We start from the raw sequence: 18,365 nt of genomic DNA on the forward strand, positions 1-18,365 counted from the left end.
CGCCGGCGCGGGCTCGGCTATGTCCCGCCGGATGCGTCTGGTCCTCCGCACCCTGATCCTGCCGATCGCCCTCGCCGCCATGGCGGGTGGCGTGCTCGCGACGGGGAAGGTTCGCCCGGCACTGGCCCGGCCGCCGCAGCGCATCGTCTCGCTCAATCTCTGCGCCGATCAGCTCGTGCTGCGGCTGGCCGATCGCAGCCAGATCGCCGGGCTGACGCGCAACGCCACCGACCGCGAGATGTCGGCCGAAGCGGTGCGGGCGCGGGGCTTGCGGCTGCTCAGCAAGTCGGCCGAGGAGATCGTCGCGCTCGATCCCGATCTGATCGTCGGCATGCCCGCGCGGCGCAGCGCCGCGATCAAGGTACTCGAGGACCAGAACTACCGCATGGTCGATCTCAAGCCCGCCGAGCAGTACGACCAGATCCTGTCCTCGATCCGCAGCACGGCGGCGGTGGTCGGCCATTCCGATCGCGGCGAGGTGCTCATCGCGCAGATGGACCGCGAACTCGCCGGCATTCCCCGGCTCGGCCGTGGCCGCGTTGCCGCCTATTACCAGCGGCGCGGTTTCATGACGGGCACGGGTACCCTGATCGACGAGGTCATGGCGCGCGCGGGGCTGGTCAATCTCGCGACGAAGCTGGGCAAGCCGGCGCTGTCGCAGGTCAGCCTCGAGGAGATGGTCGCCGCGCGGCCCGACTTCCTGATCGTCGAAAGCGCGACCGATGTTGTCCGCGATCAGGGCACCGAGATGCTTCACCACCCGGCGCTCGCCGGTATTCCGCGAATCTCGATCCCCCAGGCCTGGACCGTCTGCGGCAGCCCGGCTTACGTCCGCGCGGTGCGGGGGATTGCCGAGCAGATCGCCCGGCACGACCGCGGCAGGCGCTAGAACTCGATCCCCGCCTGCGCGCGCACGTTCTGCTCGCGGAACGGGTGCTTGACCAAGGTCATTTCGGTGACGAGATCGGCGATCTCGACGAGGCCCTCGGGCGCATTGCGGCCCGTGACGATGACGTGCTTCATCGGCGCGCGCGCGGTGACCGCTTCGAGCACCTCATCCAAAGGCAGGTAGTCGTAGCGCAGGACGATGTTGAGCTCGTCGGCCAGGACCATGTCGTAGCTCGGATCGGCGATCATGCGCTTGACCTCGTCCCAGGCCTCGCGCGCCACGGCGATGTCGCGCGCGCGGTCCTGGGTGTCCCAGGTGAAGCCTTCGCCCATCGGCTTGAACTCGACCTGGTTCGGGAAGGCGTCGAACACGGCCTTCTCGCCCGTGGTCATCGCACCTTTGACGAACTGCACGACGCCGACCTTCTTGCCGTGGCCGATCGCGCGCACGACCATGCCGAGCGCCGCCGTGGTCTTGCCCTTGCCCTTGCCGGTGTTGACGATCAGCAGGCCCTTATCGACGGTCTTGGTCGCGCCGATCTTCTCGTGCGCGGCCTGGCGCTTCTTCATCTTCTCGGCGTGCTGTTCTTCGGTGCGTTCGGCCATGGGATGGGCTCCTTCGGGCGCGGCGGATAGCCGAAGCGACCGAGGCCGCAAACGGAAAAGGCCGGGCGTGGTGAAACGCCCGGCCTTCATGAACCGTTCGAAATACCGCGTCAGCCGATGATCGACTTGATCTCGAGATATTCGTGGAAGCCGTATTCGCCCCACTCGCGGCCGTTGCCCGAGCGCTTGTAGCCGCCGAACGGCGCGTGGAAGTCGAAGCCGCCGTTGATCCAGATCGCGCCCGTGCGCAGCTTGCGCGCGATCGCGCGGCACTTGTCGGCATCCTGACCCGAAACGTAGCCGCCGAGGCCGAACAGGCTGTCGTTGGCGATGCGGATCGCGTCGGCCTCGTCCTCGTAGGGGATGATCACGAGGACCGGGCCGAAGATCTCCTCGCGGCTGATGACCATGTCGTTGGTGCCGACGAAGACGGTCGGCTTGACGAACCAGCCCTTGTCGAGACCCTCGGGACGGCCGAGGCCGCCGGCGATCAGCGTCGCGCCCTCGTCGAGGCCCTTTTGGATATAGTCCTGGATGATGTTGAACTGGCTCTTCGACACGACCGGGCCCATCGCCACGTCACTCAGCGGATCGCCGACGGTGACGGCGTTGCAGGCCTCGGTCGCGGCGTTGACCGCTTCGTCGAGCCGCGATGCCGGCACCAGCAGGCGCGAGCCGGCCGAGCAGGTCTGGCCCGAATTGCCCATCATGCCGCCGGTCGCGCCGGCGACGTTGGCGGCCAGGGCGTCGTCGTCGAGCACGATCCAGGCGCTCTTGCCGCCGAGTTCGAGGCCGACGCGCTTGACCGTCTCGGCCGCGTCCTTCTGGATCTGCACGCCGACCGGCTCCGAGCCGGTGAACGAGATCATGTCGACGTCCTGGTGCGTCGACAGTGCCGTGCCGATCACCGAGCCCTGGCCCTGGACCATGTTGAACACGCCCGCCGGGGTACCGGCGTCATGAATGATCTCGGCCAGGATCTGCGCCGAGTAGGGCGCGAGTTGCGGCGGCTTCAGGATCATCGTGCAGCCCGCGGCGAGCGCCGGGAAGATCTTCACGCAGGTCTGGTTCATCGGCCAGTTCCACGGCGTGATCAGGCCGCAGACACCGATCGGCTCGTAGCGGATCAGGCTGGCGCCCTTCTGCTGCTCGAAGGGGAATTCCTTGAGCACGTCGATCGCGGTCTGCAGGTGGCCCGCGCCCAGGCCGACGTGGAAGCCGCGACCGAGGCCGACCGGCGCGCCCATTTCCTCGACGACTGCGTCGCCGAGCTCGTCCGAGCGCTTGGCATATTCGGCCTGGATCGCCTCGAGGATCTCGAGACGGTCCTTGACCGAGGTCTCGCCCCAGGTCTCGAAAGCGCGGCGGGCGGCGGCGACGGCCTTGTCGACGTCGGCGGCCGAACCCAGCGAGATCGTGCCCGAGACCGCTTCGGTCGCGGGATTGATGACCTCGGCGGTCTTCGCCGTGACCGGATCGACCCATTGGCCGTCGATGTAGAACTTCAGATACTCGCGCATAACGTCTCCCGAAACTTCACGGAGCGGCGGGCGGGGGAATCGCCCTGGCCCGAAAGGAAGTGCCCCAAAGAAATAGGCCCGCCCCGTACTGTGTCCAGTATGGCGCGGGCCTGAATTTTCGTCCTGGTGGCGAACCCTCTTACTGGGTGCCTTCCGCGTACCAGGTGCGGAACTTCTCGTACTTGGGCATCTCTTCCGAGTTGGCCTTCGGATCGATCGGCACGTGGATCACGGTCAGGCCGCCGCGCTCGTAGGCCGCCTTGATCGCCGGGCCGAGGTCCTTGGCTTCGCGGACATATTCGCCGTGGCCGCCGAAACCTTCGCCGATCTTGTCGAAGCGGACCTTGTCTGACCAGTGCGTGCCGGTTTCCGCGGTGCCCTGGCCGAAGGTGCGCTTGTAGACGCCGACCTCGAGACCCCACTGGAAGTCGACGCCGACGACGCAGACCAGAGTCAGGTTCTTGCGCACGGCGACTTCGAGCTCACCGACGTGGAACAGGAACGAGCTGTCCGAGGTCAGCAGCATGCCCGGGCGCTTCTTGCCGGTCGCGGCTTCGTCGGCGAGCATGGCGCCCGTCGCATAGGGCAGACCCGTGCCGATGTGGCCGTAGTTCTGGTTCCAGATGACGTCGTGCGGCTTCGACTGCGAGTAGGTCCACTGGTAGATCACCGTGGCGCCGCCGTCGCGGATCAGGATGCCGTCCTTGGGGAAGGCCTTCGTGGCTTCGACGACGAACTGCGCGGTGTTCATCGCGACATTGCCCGAACCGTCGGTCTTCTCGCCGGCTTCGACCGCGAGCTCGTCGAGCTCGGCCTGGCCGTCCTTCATGAAGCGGCGCAGGCTTGCGGCCTCGGGCAGGGCATCGCCGATGGCGCGGCTGAGCTGCGGCAGCACGGCGCGCAGATCGCCGACCAGCGGCACGTCGATCGGGCGGTTGACGCCGATCGCGGTGGCATCCTGCTGGATGTAGATCCACTTGCGGGTGGCTTCGCCCGCGTACCAGTGGCGCCAGCGACCGTAGTGCAGCGGCTCGCCGAGCTCGGTGCCTACGGCGACGACGAGATCGCTCTCTTCGACCGCGTCGATCGAGGCGTCGGAGAACACGTACTGGAAGGTGCGGTCCTCGATGCCTTCGATATAGGCGGTGCCGCCCGAGGTCTGGATGACCGGGCAGTTCATCTTGAGCGCCAGCTCCTTGAGCTTCTCGCCCGACTTGGTCGTGTGGACGGCGTGGCCGACCAGCAGGATCGGGTGCTTGGCGGCCTTGATCAGCTTTACGGCCTCGGCGATGCGGTCACCGTCGGCGCCGGCATCGGTCAGGCGGTAGCGTGCGGGCGGCAGGGCCGCTTCGGGCTCGAGCTCTTCGAGCAGCACGTGGCTGGGATATTCGATGTAGGCCGGGCCCGGCGTGCCCGACATGGCGACGCGGATCGCCTCGCGGACGATCTCGTCGGTCTGGTCGGCATATTCGATCGACGAGGAGAACTTCACCGAATCCTCGATCATCGGCTCCTGGCGGACGAACTGGATGCGGCCGCGGCGCACGCGGCGCTCGGTCACGCGGGCGCGCTGGCCGCCCAGGATGATGACCGGGTCGTTCTCGACCTTGGCGCACTGGATGCCCGGCATGGCGTTCGCCAGGCCCGGCCCGAGCGTCGCGATGCACAGCGCCGGCTTGCCGGTGATGCGCGCGGCGGCGGCAGCCATGTGGACGGCCGAGGCTTCATGGTGCGGCGAGACGACGGTCCAGCCGCGCTTCTCGGCTTCGAGGAACAGGTGGACGAAGTTCGGATCGGGGATGCCGAACAGCGTGTTGACGCCTTCGGCCTCGAACAGTTCGAGGATGCGCTTGTAGACGGGGGTACCGCCCTTCGATTCCGCCTGGGGCTGGTCGTCGTATGACATCGTCTGGATTTCCTCTTCAGATGATATTCGAAATGGATTTCAGGGAGTTGTCGGGCGCCGGCGGTCGACCGGGGCAGACGGGTGCTTGCCCCGCAGAATCGCCTTCACTCTCCCAATGACTGTTTCGGCACCGCTCCTAGCTCAAGAGAGCAGGGTCGCCAACACTTGATCAACACACCTGTTCATTGACTCTCCGTATCCAATCCGAGCTCGGTCAGGAGCGCGGCATTGTGTTCGCCGAGCCGCGGGGCAGGCCCCTGGACCTGGCCGGGCGTGGCCGAGAACCAGGTCGGCACGCCGGGGAAGCGCGTCGGCCCCTGCGGCGTGTCGATCGTCTCGAAGAAGCCGATCGCGTTGAGGTGCTCGTTATCGAACAATTCGTCGGTGGTGCGCAGGATCGCACAGGGAATGTGCAACTCGCGCAGCAGGTCGAGCCATTCCTGCGTGGTGCGGGTCAGGAAAGTCTCGCCAAGCAGGCCATAGACGCGGCCGATCTGCTTCGCGCGCTTCTCGAGCGTCGAGAACTCGTCGGTCTCCCAGGCCGGTTTCACCGCGGCCATGAAGGCATTCCAGTGCTTGTCGTTGTATACGAGCGCGGCGACGTAGCCGTCCTTGGTCTTGTAGGGACGGCGGTTCTTCTCGACCGCGCGGTGATAGTGCGCGGGGGTCGTCGGCGGATCGAACATTGCGCCGTTGGCGTGCTCGACCAGCATGAACGAGGACATCGCCTCGAACATCGTCACCTCGACCTCCTGGCCCTCTCCCGTACGCTCGCGATGGAACAGCGCCATCATCGTCGCGTGGAGCGCGTGGAGGCCCGCGACCTTGTCGGCCATGATCGTCGCGACGAAGCCCGGCTCGCCGTTCATCAGCCCCTGGACGTGGGTGATGCCGCATTCGGCCTGGATCGTGTCGTCGTAGGCCGGCTGGTCGGCCTCGGGCCCGCGGCGGCTGTAGCCGTAGCAATTGGTATAGACGATGTCGGGGCGGATCGCGCGGACGGCCTCGTAGGAGAAGCCGAGCTTGGCGATCGCGCTGCCGCGCATCGAGTGGATGAAGACGTCGGCCGTGGCGATCAGCTTGCGCAGGACCGCCTTGTCCGCCTCCTGCCGCAGGTCGAGCATCAGGCTGCGCTTACCGCGGTTCACGTTGACGTAGATGCCGCCCATGCCGGCCTCGGGGCCGACCGTGATGTGGCGCGTGTTGTCGCCCGCGGGCGGCTCGATCTTTATCACGTCGGCGCCCATGTCGGCCATGATCTGCGTGGCGTAGGGACCGAACACGACCGAGGTCAGGTCGACCACGCGGATGCCGGCCAGAGGCCCGGACCCTGCTCCCTTTTTCGCGGCGCTGTTGCTCAAAGAATCCTCCAGGGTTCACCCGCCTGCTAACCGATCGGCGTGCTCAGGTCTATGCGTATTTTGGTTCAGTGTGCCAATATCGGGTTGAGCTTGGTTGTCTTGCTTCCCTCTCGCTGCTAGGCGGGCGCAGACACCCGCTCAAGCCAGAGGTTGCAACCGTGGACTTTGCCTTCACCGAGGACCAGCAGAACATTCGCGAAGCCGTGCTCAAGCATTGCTCGCAATTCTCCGAGGACTACTGGCTCGAGCACGACCGGAGCGGCGAATGGCCGGTCGAGTTCCACAAGGCGATGGCCGAGGCCGGCTGGCTGGGCATCGCCATGCCCGAGTCGGTCGGCGGCGCGGGCCTCGGCATCACCGAGGCGGCGATCATGATGCAGGCCGTGGCCGAGAGCGGCGGCGGCCTCGCCGCTGCCAGCGCGATCCACGGGCCGGTCTTCGGGCTCGAGCCCGTCGTCCTGTTCGGCACCGAGGAGCAGCAGCAGCGGATGATCCCGCCGATCCTCTCGGGCCAGGAGAAGATGTGCTTCGCGGTGACCGAGCCGAACACCGGGCTCGACACCACCAGCCTCAAGACCAAGGCCGAGAAGGTCGAGGGCGGCTATCGGCTCAACGGCGAGAAGGTGTGGATCACCAATGCCCATGTCGCCGACAGGATGTTGATCATCGCGCGCACCACGGCGCTCGAGGACGTCAAGAAGAAGACCGAGGGTCTGACCCTCTTCTACACCAAGCTCGATCGCGATCACATCGAGCACCGCCTGATCCCCAAGATGGGGCGCCACGCGGTCGGATCGAACATGCTGTTCATCTCGGACCTGTTCGTGCCCGAGGAGGACCGCATCGGCGCCGAGGGGCAGGGCTTCAAGATCCTGCTCCAGGGCCTCAACCCCGAGCGCGTGCTGCTCGGCGCCGAAGCCACGGGCCTCGGCAAGGTGGCGATCGCCAAAGCCTCGAAGTACGCGCAGGAACGCATTGTCTTCGGCCGGCCGATCGGCCAGAATCAGGGCATCCAGCACCCGCTGGCCAGGGCCTGGATGCAGGTCGCCGCGGCCGAGCTGATGGTGTGGAAGGCCGCGAGCCTGTTCGACCAAGGCAAGGAATGCGGCATCGAGGCCAACACCGCCAAGTACCTCGCGGCCGAGGCCGGCTTCGAAGCCTGCCAGACCGCGGTGATGTCGATGGGCGGCATGGGTTATGCGCAGGAATACCACGTCGAGCGCTATCTGCGCGAAGTGCTGATCCCGCGCATCGCCCCGGTCAGCCCGCACCAGATCATGAACTTCATCGCCGAACGCGTGCTCGAGCTGCCGAAGTCCTATTGAGCCGATAACGGTTGAGGTTTGCGCGGATAATGCATTATCCGGCCGGCGAACTCTGCCAAGGAACCTGACCATGCCCATCGCCCACGAACCGATCTCCGCGCGCTCCTGGCTCTTCGCCCCCGGCGACAGCGAGAAGAAGATGACCAAGGCGATGGAAGGCACGGCCGACATCGTGCTGATCGACCTCGAGGACGCCGTCGCGACCGAGAACAAGGTCGCGGCGCGGGGGATGGTGCACGATTTCATCAAGAACAACCCGGCTCAGCGCGCGCGGCTATGGGTGCGGATAAATCCGTTCGACGGCCCCTATACGCTCGGTGATCTCGCCGCGATCCTGCCGGCCGCGCCGGGCGGAATCATGCTGCCCAAGGTCTATGGCCGCCAGGAGGTCGAAAAGCTCGACCACATGCTGTCGGTGCTCGAAGTCGCCAACGGCATCGAGGAGGGCTCGACCCCGGTCATCGTCCTGATCACCGAGACCGCCGAGGCCATGTTCCACACCGGCGACTACAAGGGCGCGCCGCGCGTGGTCGCGCTGACCTGGGGCGCCGAGGACCTGGCCGACTCGATCGGCGCGAGCTCGAACAAGAACCCCGACGGTTCCTACAGCTTCACCTACGAACTCGCGCGCAGCCTGACTGTGCTCGGCGCGGCTTCGGCCGGGGTCACCGCGATCGAGACGATCTCGGCCGACTTCAAGGACCTCGAGGCTTTGCGCAAGCGCGCCGAAAGCGTCCGCCGCGACGGTTTCCGCGGTATGCTGGCGATCCATCCGGCGCAGGTCGACGTGATCAACGAGGCTTTCACGCCGACCGAGGCCGAGATCGCCGAGGCGCAGGAGATCGTCGACGTGTTCGCCGCCAACCCCGGCGTTGGCGCGATCGGCTGGAAGGGCGGCATGCTCGACCGGCCCTATCTCGCGCGCGCGCAGCGGCTGCTGAAGCTGGCGGGTAAGTAATGCAGGCGATGGAGGCTTCTGGCGACCTCGACCTCTCGCGCTATCTCAAGCCCGGCGATCGCATCGTCTTCGGCCAGGCCTGCGGCGAGCCGACGACGCTCGTCGAGGCACTGATCGCGCAAGGGGCGGGGATCGGTAACCTGTCCGCCTTCATCGCCACCTCGTTCTCGGGCCTGTTCGTGCCCGAGACCGCGGGCGCCTTCCGTCTCTCTTCGATGGGCGCGATCGGCGCGCTGCGGTCCATGACCAAGGCCGGCGCGCTCGACGTGATCCCGGTCCACGTCAGCCAGGTCGGCCCGCTGATCGCCGCAGGGGTGATCCCCTGCGACGTTGCGATGATCCAGGTCAGCCCGGCCGACGCGGACGGCAACCACTCGTGCGGCCTGATCAGCGACTACGTCCGCGCCGCGATCGACAGGGCGCGCGTCGTCATCGCCGAGGTCAACGACCAGGTTCCCTATAGCCACGGCGAGCTGATCCCCGGATCGGCGATCGACGTGAAGGTCGCCGTTTCACGCGCGCCGGTCGAAGTCGCGGCGGCCAAGATCGGCGAGACCGACGCGGCGATCGCGCGCCACTGCGCTGGCTATATCGGCGACGGCTGCGTGATCCAGACCGGCGTCGGCGCGGTACCCGACGCGATCCTGCGGCTGCTCCACGACCGCAAGGACCTCGGCGTCCACTCGGGCATGCTCGGGGACGGACTGGTCGATCTGTTCGAGGCCGGCGTGATCACCAACGCACGCAAGGAGATCGACCGCGGCGTCACGATCAACGGCGCGCTGATCGGCACGAAGCGGCTCTACGATTTCGCCAACAACAATCCGGCGATCCGCATGACGCCGACGAGCTACACCCACGATGCCGCGGTGCTCGGCCAGCTGTCGCGGCTGGTGACGATCAACTCGGCGCTCGAGGTCGATCTGACCGGCCAGGTCAACGCCGAGCAGTCGGGCGCGGCCTATCTCGGCGGCACCGGCGGCCAGGTCGATTTTGTCCGTGCCGGCGCGCGCTCGCCGGGCGGGGCGGCGCTGATGGTCCTGGCCTCGACCGCCAAGGGCGGGACGCTGAGCAAGATCGTGCCCACGCTGGCAGGCCCGGTCACCACGGCGCGCACCGAGGTCGACGTCATCGTCACGGAATACGGCGCGGCTGAGCTCAAGGGCCAGACCCTAGCCGAACGCACCAGGCGCCTGATCGCCATCGCCCATCCGGACTTTCGCGAAGAGCTCGACCGGGCGGCTCACGAAATCCAGACCCGGGGGTTCTGATATGACCGACGCCGTCCTGTTCGATGCCCGCGAAGACGGCATCGCCATCATCACGATCAACCGTCCCGAGCAGCGCAACGCGCTGAGCCGTGAGGTCCGTGAAGCGCTGTGGGATGTCTGGCGGCGGTTCGAGGCCGACGACGGCTTGCGCATCGCGATCCTAACCGGTGCCGGCGAGAAGAGCTTCTGCGCGGGCGGCGATCTCAAGGAGATGGTCGAGGCGGGCATGACCGTGCCGCCGGCCGACTTCATCCCCGCGCCTTACGACAACCTCCAGCTGACCAAGCCGACGATCGCCGCGGTCAACGGCTTCGCCTTTGCCGGCGGCTGGCTGATCGCGCAGAACTGCGACCTCTGCGTCGCCAGCACCAATGCCAAGTTCGCGATCACCGAGGTCAAGGTCGGTCGCGGTTCGCCCTGGGCGGCGCCGCTGATCCACATGATCCCGCAGCGGATCTTCATGGAGATCGTCCTGACCGGCAAGCCGATTACCGCGCAGCGCGCTTACGAGATCGGCCTGGTCAATCGCTTGGTCGAGCCGGCCGAACTGCTCGATAGCGCGATAGCGCTGGCGCACGAGGTGCTCGAAGGCGCGCCGCTGTCGGTCAAGGCCGCGCGCGAAACGGTCATGCTGTCGACCGAGATGGGCCGATCGGCCGCACTCCAGGCCGCGCGCGCCGCGCACGAATTTGCCTATAGAAGCGACGACGGCCAGGAAGGTCCGCGCGCTTTCGCCGAGAAGCGCAAGCCCGAGTGGAAGGGGCGCTAGCTCAGGCGCGAACGAGAACGCCCGCGCGATCGGCCTTGGCGGCGTAAAGCGCACGGTCGGCGCTAACGAACAGCGCCTGCGGATCGAGCTCTTCGGCTTCGGGCGCGAAAGCGAGCCCCGCCGAAACGCCGATCGTCAGCCACTGACCGTCCCAGGCCACCGGCGCGAGCAGGTTGCAGATCCGCGAACGCACCTTGGCCTCGATTTCGGCGTGGATTCCGTCAGGCGGAAGCAGGACGGCAAATTCATCGCCGCCGATACGCGAGACAAGCGAGGCATGCGGGAAAGCCCGGCGCAGTCGCTCGCCGAGTGCCACGAGACAGGCGTCGCCCGCGGCATGACCCCAGAGATCGTTGATCTGCTTGAAGCCGTTCATGTCGAACAGCAGCAGCGCGCCGACGCGGTCTGTCTCCGGCTCGTCCTTCGCGCGATCGAGGAAGCGCTGGAACGCGGCGCGGTTGGCCACGCCGGTCAGCGGATCGCATTCGGCTTGGGCGCGCAGGCGTTCCCATCGCTCGTAGTCCTCGGTGATGTCCTGTTTCATCCCGAACAGCGTCACCGCGCGCCCGTTCGCATTTTGCGTGGCGGCGGTGATGCGGATCCAGCGCCGACTGCCGTCGGGACGTATGATGTCTGCGTCGAGCGAGAAGCCAGCGCGCGCTTCGATCGCGCGGTGACGCTGGCGTTCGAGTCGTTCGCGCGATTCCTCGCCGTACATCTCGACCACCGCGCGTCGCTCGGGAATTTCGGACAGGCCGAACAACGAGAACACGCCACCGGTCCAGGTAAGCCGCTCGCTGTGGAGGTCGCAGGACCAGGCGCCGATCGATACGAGCGGGGCCGCCTGCTCGTAGAGTTCAAGCGCGGACAGGCCGTTGTCGTTGAAAGTGGCGGTGCCGTCGTTGAGAGCTCTCGATACGAGCATGGCTTTGACGGCTCCGTCCGCGGATCTGGCCACGAGCTTGGCCGCGACGGATGAAGCCTAGGGATCGATGGTAAAGACGACGTTTACCGCAGCAGCGTGAACTTGCGTTATCGCTCGGAAACAAAAGGAAAGGCGCCACAGGAGTCTTCGCCTTTTTGGAGAAGTCCTGCGACGCCTGATATCCTTCGCGCCCGTGTGTGGAGCGGTTTACTTCTCCACCGTCATCCCGGCGAAGTCGCGCTTCTGGCGCCAGTCCTCGAGCATTGCCTGCCAGTTGTCCCAGCCCAGGCCCCAGCCGCGGAACAGGAACCACTTGGCTTCCTTGTCGCCCTCGTTGGTGAAGTAGCTGGGCGTGCAGTCGTTGAGGATGCCCGAGAGGTCGAGCTCCAGTTCCTTGAACCGCTTGAGATAGGCGTCCTGGCCTTCCTGGCTCGGCTCGATCGACTTGACGCCGCTCTCCAGCGCTTCGCGGATCACCCAGGCGGCATGACGGCCCTGTTCGCCGAACTGCAGCGTCGTCGTGCCGTTGAGGCCGCCCTGAACGTAGCCGGTGAAGAACATGTTCGGGAAATTGTGCGCGGTCATGCCGTGCAGCGTCTTCGGGCCATCGGCCCAGTAGTCGTAGATCGACACGCCGTTGCGGCCGACGACATCGTCGAAGCCCCAGCGGCGCTTGAGGTCGCTGGTCACTTCGAAGCCCGAGGCGAAGATGATCGCGTCGATCTCGTATTCCTGACCATCGGCGATGAAGCCGTTCTCGGTCATGGCTTCGAGGCCCTGGGTGGCCGAGACGTCGATCAGCTTGACGTTGGGCTGGTTGAACGTGTCGAGATAGTCGTTGTTCGACAGCGGCCGCTTGCACATGAAGCGGTAGTAGGGCTTGAGTGCCTCGGCCGTGGCCGGGTCCTTGACGATCGAATCGACGCGGCGGCGGACGCGCTCCATCACCTGGAAGTCCATCTTCTCGCGGCGATCCCAGAACTCGGGCATCGGGTGCTCGGTCGCGCCCTCGGCCTTGAGGTCGGCGTTGATGTTGCGGTTCACTTCGGTCCAGAAGTCGCAGATCAGGTCGGGCGCATCGAGCGGCAGGATCTCGTTCGCCGCGCGCAGGAAGTTCTCCTGGCGCGCCGCCTGCCAGCCGGGCTGGAGCGAGGCCGCCCATTCGGGATCGGTCGGCGGATTGTCGCGCTTGTCCACGCCCGAGGGCGTGCGCTGCAGCACGTAGAGCTGCTTGGCATATTTGCCGAGGTAGGGCACGGCCTGGACCGAGGTCGCGCCCGTGCCCAGGATGGCGACGCGCTTGTCGGCCAGCTTGGTGAGTTCGGGATTGCCCCATTCGCCGCCGGTGTAGTCATAGTCCCAACGGCTGGTGTGCGACTTGTGCCCCTTGAACTTGTGGATGCCGGGGATGGCCGGGAACTTGGGCGTCGACAGCGTGCCGCCGGCCATGATCACGAACTTGGCGCGGATCGAATCGTCGCGGTCGGTGGCGACGTGCCAGCGCTTGATGCTCTCGTCCCAGGTCAGGCCCTTGATCAGCGTGTGGAACACGCCGTTGTCGCGGAAGCCGAACTTGTCGACGATCATCTGGATATATTCGTAGATCTGCTTGCCGTCCTCGAACTTCTTCGAGGGCAGCCAGCCCATTTCCTCGAGCAGCGGCAGATAGCAGTAGGCGTCGTTGTCGCACTGGATGCCCGGATAGCGGTTCCAGTACCAGGTGCCGCCGAAGCCGCCGGCGTGGTCGATGACCTTGAAATTGGTCACGCCGGCCTTGGTCAGGTGATAGGCGGCGAGAATGCCTGTCCAGCCGCCGCCGAGGATCGCGACGTCGACCTCCTCGTCGAAGGCATCGCGCGGCACGACCGGGGTGAACGGATCGTGCGCATAGGTGTCGTGGGTCAGGTGATCCTCGGGTGCGGCATACTGCTCCTGGCCTTCGCGGCGGATGCGCTTGTCGCGCTCCTGCGCGTACTTGGCCTTCATCGCCGGGATGTCGATTTCCTCGGCGGGTGGAACATTGGTCGGTTCGCAGACGAAGGTCATGGGCAGTTCCGGCTCTCTCTCGGGTGTGTCTTGGTGCGGGGAGGGCCTTAGCGCGCCGCGGACCCCAATGGCAGCATTTTGTGCGAGCGTTCAGCCGCCCTTTCGCGCCATGTCGAAGCTGTAGACGATATGGCCGACGTGGCCATGCAGGCCGAAGTCCTGCACGTCGCTCTTGTCGTGGACCTGGGGCATGGCCTGGTCGACCTCCTCGATCGTCCAGCTCGGCTGGTAGACGCCCCTGGTCTCGGCGATGAAGGCGCGGGCGATGCGGCCGCCGATCGCGGCGATCATCTCGCCCGAGACGTCGCAGCGCTCGTGCGCGAGCCAGGCGACGGTCGGCGAGACGAGCTCGGGCTCCATCGGCGGATACTGCGACACGTCGAGGCCTTCGGCCATGCGCGTCACCGCCGAGGGAACGATGACGTTGGACTTCACGTCGAATTCCTCGCCCTCGAGCGCGGCGACGTTGTTGAGGCCGATCATGCCCGACTTGGAGATGCCGTAGTTCACGCAGCGGTTGTTGCCGTAGATCCCGCCGATCGAGCTGGTCAGGACGATGCGGCCGTAGCCCGCGTCGCACATCAGCGGGTGGACTGCCTTGACCATGTAGAAGGCACCCATCAGGTGGACGTCGATCACCGACTGGAAGTCTTCGAACGAAAGCTCGCGGATCGTGCCGTAGCGGACATTGCCCGCATTGTGGATCAGGATGTCGACCTTGCCGTAGGTGTCGAGCGCGGTCTGGACGATCGCCTGGGCGCCTTCGGGCGTAGCCACGGAGTTGGTGTCGGCCACGGCCTCGCCGCCCGCCGCCTTGATCTCGTCTACCAGCTGCTGCGCGACGCCGACGTCGAGGCCGTCTCCCTTGATCGGCGCGCCGAGGTCGTTGACCACGACCTTGCAGCCCTTCTCGGCGAGCAGGCGCGCATAGGCCGCGCCGAGCCCGCGGCCGCCACCGGTGATCACCGCCACGCGGTCGTCGAAACGCAGTTCAGTCATCGGGATTCCTTCAAGGTTAGACCGGCTGCCAGATCGGCGAGCCGCGTTCGGCGCGGTTGGACGGGACGACGCGGCCGTCGATGTCGGTCAGGCCGTACTCCTGGGCCAGTTCGGCGTTGATGAAAGTTCCGCCCGATCGCGCCATGATCGCGGGATCGGCGGCGAGCGCGGCGACAACGCGGCCGGGAAACTCGGGCGAGCTGCCTGCCGAACTGCGCAGTTGCGCGGCCATGCCCGGAACCGACTTGAGGTTCTCGATCGCGCGCTCGGTATAGGTGAAGCCCTGCCACAGCGACAGCGAGGCGACGCCGTGTTCCTTGAGTTCGATGGCCATGTCGCGCGCCATGCGGTCGAGGCCGGCCTTCGCCGTGCCGAAGATCGGCCCGTAGGTATAGGTCACGCCGACGTAGCCCGAAATGCCGACGATCAGCCCCGACTTCTGCGGCACCATGATCCTGGCCGCATGCCAGGCGGCGACGTAGGCGGCGCGCAGACCGATGTCGAACATCTCCCAGTTCGACAGCGGCTTTTCCCAGAAGCCACCCGGCTGGGTCAGTTCGGGCGGAATGACGATGGCGTTGTTGACGAGCAGGTCGAGCCGACCCTGTTCGTCCTGCACTCGCGCGAACAGCGCGGCGATCTGCGCATCGTCGGCAAGATCGAGCTGGACGGCAATGCCTTTGCCGCCGCGCGCATCGACTTCTGCAGCAGTCTCGCCGATCGTGCCCGAGAGGCCCTCGTGGCCCGCGGCGATGGTCCTGCCGGTGACGTAGACGGTGGCGCCCTGCTCGGCGAGCGCGAGCGCGATGCCCTTGCCCACCCCGCGACTGGCGCCGGTGACGACCGTGACCTTGCCGGCCAGTGGTTTATCCGCGCCCGAAGCCATCGTCTCTCCTCTCGCACTCTTATGCCGGCGAGGAATGCCGCGCATCGGTGTGAGCGTCTTGACCTATGCAGACAAAATCGGGCGTTTCAACCCGGGCCGCGGTCTCGACGGCAAGATTGTATACGTTCGACGAGTCCCGGGCTTGACGCTCGCTCGTACAGCCGTCCAGAAGATCGCCGAGCTTGACCGGGAAGCCCGGTCGAGGAGCCGGGAGAGCACGACAATGACCCAGACCACGCCGCGCTATGTCTCGACCAATCCGGCTCAGACCGTCGAGGGCTGGACGCTCGATCGCCTGACGCGGCCGAGCCGCCTGTTCAGCGCCAACGGCCTCCACACGGGCAAGGACGGGCGCGTCTATATCGCATCGGTTGGCGGCAGTCAGGTCAGCGCGATCGACGTCGACACCGCCGAGATCGAGGTCATCAGCCCGATGGGCGGCGCGATCATCGGGCCCGACGATCTGACCTTCGACGACGAGGGCAACCTCTACGTGACCGAAATCACCGAGAACAAGGTCAAGGTGCTGCGGCCCAACGGTACCAGCGAGGTTCTTGCCGACCTGCGCGTGGCCAACCCGATCACCTTCCATCAGGGACGGCTGATTGCCGGCGAACTCCACTATGGCGGCCAGATCGTCGAGGTGAACCGTGGCGGCGGCATCGAGCGCGTGATAGCGGACAACGTGCCGATGGCGAACGCCTTCCAGGTCGGGCCCGACGGCAAGCTCTATTTCCCCGCGCAGGCGGCGAACGAGATCTGGCGCGTCGATCTCGACGGTGGCGAGCCCGAAGTGGTCGTGAAGGATCTCGGCGTGCCCGACTCCGTCAAGTTCCACCCCGACGGCTATATCGTCTCGACCCAGGTCCATAGCGGCCAGGTGCTGAAGATCGATCCGCGCACGGGCGCGAAGGAGGTTCTGGCGGACATCGGTCCCGGGCTCGACAACGTCGCCTTCGTCGGCAACCGCACCTTCGTCTCGCACATCACCGGCTCGATCCACGAGATCGTCGCGCCGGGCCAGGCCAAGCCGCTGGTCGAGAAGGGCATGCAGTGGCCGCTCGGCCTTGCCGTGGCCGAGGATGGCGAGCTGTTCATCGCCGACGGTGGCTTCACCTATACGCTGCAGCCGGGCGGCGAGCCCGAGCTGGCGGGCATGCTGTTCTCGCCGGGCTTCCCCGGCTGGGTGCGCGATGTCGCCGCCGCGGGCGCGGGCGAGTGGATCGTGACGACGGCCAACGGCGACGTCGCCCGGTTCCGCCCGGCGGCGGAGGAAAGCGAGATGCTGGCCCAGGGCTACGATCGCCTGATGGGCTTGGACGTGGCGACGAGCGGCGCGGTGGTCTTCGCCGAGATGCCGACCGGACGCCTGCTCTCGGTCGAAGGCGGCAACGTCAGCGAACTGGCGCGCGGACTGGATCAGCCGATGGGCGTCGCGGTCGGTCCCGATGGCGCAGTCTATGTCGCCGAGGCCGGTGCGGGCCGTGTCACCAAGGTTGCGGGCGGCAAGACCGAGACCGTGATCGACGGCTTGGGCACACCCGAAGGCCTGGCGATCGTCGGCGGCAAGCTCTACGTCGTCGATACCGACAGCAAGCAGGTGATCGAGAGCGACCTGGCGGGCGGCAATCGCCGTGCGATCGGCGCGAACCTGCCCGTCGGCGCGCCCGCGGGGATCATCCCCAAGCAACTCGGCAGCGTCGGCGACATGTGCGGTCCGATGACCACCTTTGCCGGTCTAGCGGCGGGCGGCGATGGCACGATCTACGTTGCCGGCGCGGCCGAAGGCAGCGTGCTCGCGCTGCGCCCGGCCTGATAGAACATCAAAGGAGAGAAACGATGCTGAAGCAGATCTGCTTCTTCAAGAAGCGGCCCGACATGACGCTCGACGAGTTCATGGACTACTACGAGAACCAGCATTCGCAGCTGGCCAAGAAGTCGGGCGCCAAGCCGGCGATCCCCAACGCCGTGCGCTATGTCCGCCGCTACCTGAAGCCCGAAATCAACCCGGTGACGGGGCAGGTCCACGATGCCGGCTACGACTGCATCATGGAGATCTGGTGGAACAGCCGCGAGGACTTCGAGAACTCGCAGCGCATCATCGCCGATCCCGAACGCCTGCCGATGACCAAGGCCGACGAGAAGAACCTGTTCGCCAGCCACGACAATCCCATCGTGACCTGCATCGAATACGATTCGCCGATGGGCCCGAACGGCGAGACCGGTCGGGTGGAAGTGGTCTACGATTGATCGTCAATTCCTCCCCGAGACAAGCTCGGGGAGGAACTACCTCTCGCTCAATACTGCCGCAGCCCCGTCGCGTCGTCTTCCTTGAAGACCGGGATCGGCTCGATCGCCTTCATCACCACCAGCGGAATCTTGCGGCTCGTCGACTTCTGATAGTCGGCGTAGAACGGGAAGCCGTCGACCATGAAGTCCCAGATCTTCTGGTATTCCTCGCCCTCGGGCTCGCGCCAGGTAGCGCGGAAGGCCTGGGTGGCGACCTGGAACTCGACCTCTGCCATCTCCTTGATGTTGAGATACCAGTCGGGGTGGGTATCGGCGCCGCCCTTCGAGGCGACGATCACCACTTCGCCGGCGATGTCGCCGTAGCAGAGCGCGGTGATGAAGATCTTGCCGCTCTTGCGGCCCTTGTACTTGATCATGCAGTGCGTCGCGAAGGAGCGGCCGCCCACGGCGGTGATGTCCATGATATGGCCCTCGGCGCCGCCCGACTTCAGATACATTTCGCGGTGCTCGGCCACCCAGTCCTTGCGGACCGCGGCGATGGCGGATGACGATTCGTCACTCATGTCACTCTCCGTGGATACATAGTCTGCCGGCCATCTTCGGCATTTCACCCGGGCTGTCCAGCCTGCAGAACCCTCGCTTTCTTGACCGAGGT

At 66.2% G+C, this 18,365-nt stretch carries 16 protein-coding genes; 7 read left to right on the top strand and 9 right to left on the bottom strand.

The genetic code is table 11. The features are described from left to right. The first annotated feature begins 31 nt into the window (after positions 1-31). Entirely contained in the window at positions 32-889 is an 858-nt protein-coding gene (locus WG901_RS00200) for an ABC transporter substrate-binding protein (RefSeq protein ID WP_417601977.1), read from the top strand. Here WG901_RS00200 and cobO read toward each other — a convergent pair. The 4 genes from cobO to WG901_RS00220 all read right to left on the bottom strand — a co-directional run bounded on the left by cobO (position 886) and on the right by WG901_RS00220 (position 6,281). Next, complete coding sequence (gene cobO, locus WG901_RS00205) at positions 886-1,494, bottom strand: cob(I)yrinic acid a,c-diamide adenosyltransferase (RefSeq protein ID WP_339585015.1); 609 nt, start codon at positions 1,492-1,494, stop codon at positions 886-888. The genes WG901_RS00200 and cobO overlap by 4 nt on opposite strands. Before the next feature lie 110 nt (positions 1,495-1,604). Next, on the bottom strand, positions 1,605-3,014 hold the full coding sequence (locus WG901_RS00210) for an aldehyde dehydrogenase family protein (RefSeq protein ID WP_339585016.1): 1,410 nt from the start codon (positions 3,012-3,014) through the stop codon (positions 1,605-1,607). A gap of 139 nt (positions 3,015-3,153) precedes the next feature. Beyond that, positions 3,154-4,920 (bottom strand): thiamine pyrophosphate-binding protein, encoded by a 1,767-nt coding sequence (locus WG901_RS00215; protein ID WP_339585017.1) that lies wholly within the window; start codon positions 4,918-4,920, stop codon positions 3,154-3,156. Between the two features lie 182 nt (positions 4,921-5,102). Continuing rightward, positions 5,103-6,281 (bottom strand): CaiB/BaiF CoA transferase family protein, encoded by a 1,179-nt coding sequence (locus WG901_RS00220; RefSeq protein WP_339585018.1) that lies wholly within the window; start codon positions 6,279-6,281, stop codon positions 5,103-5,105. Between the two features lie 158 nt (positions 6,282-6,439). On the opposite strand from WG901_RS00220, the gene WG901_RS00225 reads away from it, so the two are divergent. The 4 genes from WG901_RS00225 (at position 6,440) to WG901_RS00240 (ending at position 10,604) form a co-directional block, all read left to right on the top strand. After that, on the top strand, positions 6,440-7,606 hold the full coding sequence (locus WG901_RS00225) for an acyl-CoA dehydrogenase family protein (RefSeq protein ID WP_339585019.1): 1,167 nt from the start codon (positions 6,440-6,442) through the stop codon (positions 7,604-7,606). A gap of 70 nt (positions 7,607-7,676) precedes the next feature. Continuing rightward, on the top strand, positions 7,677-8,564 hold the full coding sequence (locus WG901_RS00230) for an HpcH/HpaI aldolase/citrate lyase family protein (protein WP_339585020.1): 888 nt from the start codon (positions 7,677-7,679) through the stop codon (positions 8,562-8,564). After that, the gene (locus WG901_RS00235) at positions 8,564-9,835 is read left to right on the top strand and encodes an acetyl-CoA hydrolase/transferase family protein (protein ID WP_339585021.1); all 1,272 of its coding nucleotides are present in this window, start codon (positions 8,564-8,566) and stop codon (positions 9,833-9,835) included. The genes WG901_RS00230 and WG901_RS00235 overlap by 1 nt, the downstream gene beginning before the upstream one ends. 1 nt (position 9,836) lies before the next feature. Further along, positions 9,837-10,604 carry an enoyl-CoA hydratase/isomerase family protein gene (locus WG901_RS00240; protein WP_339585022.1) on the top strand — a complete coding sequence of 256 codons (768 nt, stop codon included), beginning with the start codon at positions 9,837-9,839 and terminating at the stop codon, positions 10,602-10,604. Position 10,605: 1 nt separating this feature from the next. Here WG901_RS00240 and WG901_RS00245 read toward each other — a convergent pair whose 3' ends face one another. From WG901_RS00245 to WG901_RS00260, 4 genes are all read right to left on the bottom strand, one after another. Then, positions 10,606-11,529 carry a GGDEF domain-containing protein gene (locus WG901_RS00245; protein ID WP_339585023.1) on the bottom strand — a complete coding sequence of 308 codons (924 nt, stop codon included), beginning with the start codon at positions 11,527-11,529 and terminating at the stop codon, positions 10,606-10,608. Positions 11,530-11,736: 207 nt separating this feature from the next. Beyond that, on the bottom strand, positions 11,737-13,575 hold the full coding sequence (locus tag WG901_RS00250) for a flavin-containing monooxygenase (RefSeq protein ID WP_339585024.1): 1,839 nt from the start codon (positions 13,573-13,575) through the stop codon (positions 11,737-11,739). Positions 13,576-13,665: 90 nt separating this feature from the next. Next, positions 13,666-14,574 (bottom strand): SDR family NAD(P)-dependent oxidoreductase, encoded by a 909-nt coding sequence (locus WG901_RS00255; RefSeq protein WP_339585025.1) that lies wholly within the window; start codon positions 14,572-14,574, stop codon positions 13,666-13,668. A gap of 16 nt (positions 14,575-14,590) precedes the next feature. Next, positions 14,591-15,460 (bottom strand): SDR family NAD(P)-dependent oxidoreductase, encoded by an 870-nt coding sequence (locus WG901_RS00260; RefSeq protein ID WP_339585026.1) that lies wholly within the window; start codon positions 15,458-15,460, stop codon positions 14,591-14,593. Positions 15,461-15,683: 223 nt separating this feature from the next. On the opposite strand from WG901_RS00260, the gene WG901_RS00265 reads away from it, so the two are divergent. Continuing rightward, positions 15,684-17,276, top strand: coding sequence for an SMP-30/gluconolactonase/LRE family protein (locus WG901_RS00265; protein ID WP_339585027.1), 1,593 nt, complete (start codon positions 15,684-15,686; stop codon positions 17,274-17,276). Between the two features lie 23 nt (positions 17,277-17,299). Then, the gene (locus WG901_RS00270) at positions 17,300-17,710 is read left to right on the top strand and encodes an EthD domain-containing protein (protein WP_339585028.1); all 411 of its coding nucleotides are present in this window, start codon (positions 17,300-17,302) and stop codon (positions 17,708-17,710) included. A 47-nt stretch (positions 17,711-17,757) separates the two neighbouring features. Here WG901_RS00270 and WG901_RS00275 read toward each other — a convergent pair whose 3' ends face one another. Beyond that, positions 17,758-18,273: a nitroreductase/quinone reductase family protein gene (locus WG901_RS00275; RefSeq protein ID WP_339585029.1), complete on the bottom strand. Its 516-nt coding sequence runs from the start codon at positions 18,271-18,273 to the stop codon at positions 17,758-17,760. Positions 18,274-18,365: the final 92 nt, after the last annotated feature.

It is taken from the genome of Novosphingobium anseongense, assembly GCF_037482895.1.
GTDB classification, from domain to species: domain Bacteria; phylum Pseudomonadota; class Alphaproteobacteria; order Sphingomonadales; family Sphingomonadaceae; genus Novosphingobium; species Novosphingobium anseongense.

What these genes read in the sequence shown, in the direction of transcription:
- cobO (WP_339585015.1), bottom strand. Translation starts at nt 1,494, where the DNA reads ATGGCCGAACGCACCGAAGAACAGCACGCCGAGAAGATGAAGAAGCGC.
- WG901_RS00270 (WP_339585028.1), top strand. Translation starts at nt 17,300, where the DNA reads ATGCTGAAGCAGATCTGCTTCTTCAAGAAGCGGCCCGACATGACGCTC.
- WG901_RS00200 (WP_417601977.1), top strand. Translation starts at nt 32, where the DNA reads ATGCGTCTGGTCCTCCGCACCCTGATCCTGCCGATCGCCCTCGCCGCC.
- WG901_RS00230 (WP_339585020.1), top strand. Translation starts at nt 7,677, where the DNA reads ATGCCCATCGCCCACGAACCGATCTCCGCGCGCTCCTGGCTCTTCGCC.
- WG901_RS00260 (WP_339585026.1), bottom strand. Translation starts at nt 15,460, where the DNA reads ATGGCTTCGGGCGCGGATAAACCACTGGCCGGCAAGGTCACGGTCGTC.
- WG901_RS00255 (WP_339585025.1), bottom strand. Translation starts at nt 14,574, where the DNA reads ATGACTGAACTGCGTTTCGACGACCGCGTGGCGGTGATCACCGGTGGC.
- WG901_RS00235 (WP_339585021.1), top strand. Translation starts at nt 8,564, where the DNA reads ATGCAGGCGATGGAGGCTTCTGGCGACCTCGACCTCTCGCGCTATCTC.
- WG901_RS00245 (WP_339585023.1), bottom strand. Translation starts at nt 11,529, where the DNA reads ATGCTCGTATCGAGAGCTCTCAACGACGGCACCGCCACTTTCAACGAC.
- WG901_RS00265 (WP_339585027.1), top strand. Translation starts at nt 15,684, where the DNA reads ATGACCCAGACCACGCCGCGCTATGTCTCGACCAATCCGGCTCAGACC.
- WG901_RS00210 (WP_339585016.1), bottom strand. Translation starts at nt 3,014, where the DNA reads ATGCGCGAGTATCTGAAGTTCTACATCGACGGCCAATGGGTCGATCCG.
- WG901_RS00275 (WP_339585029.1), bottom strand. Translation starts at nt 18,273, where the DNA reads ATGAGTGACGAATCGTCATCCGCCATCGCCGCGGTCCGCAAGGACTGG.
- WG901_RS00250 (WP_339585024.1), bottom strand. Translation starts at nt 13,575, where the DNA reads ATGACCTTCGTCTGCGAACCGACCAATGTTCCACCCGCCGAGGAAATC.
- WG901_RS00215 (WP_339585017.1), bottom strand. Translation starts at nt 4,920, where the DNA reads ATGTCATACGACGACCAGCCCCAGGCGGAATCGAAGGGCGGTACCCCC.
- WG901_RS00240 (WP_339585022.1), top strand. Translation starts at nt 9,837, where the DNA reads ATGACCGACGCCGTCCTGTTCGATGCCCGCGAAGACGGCATCGCCATC.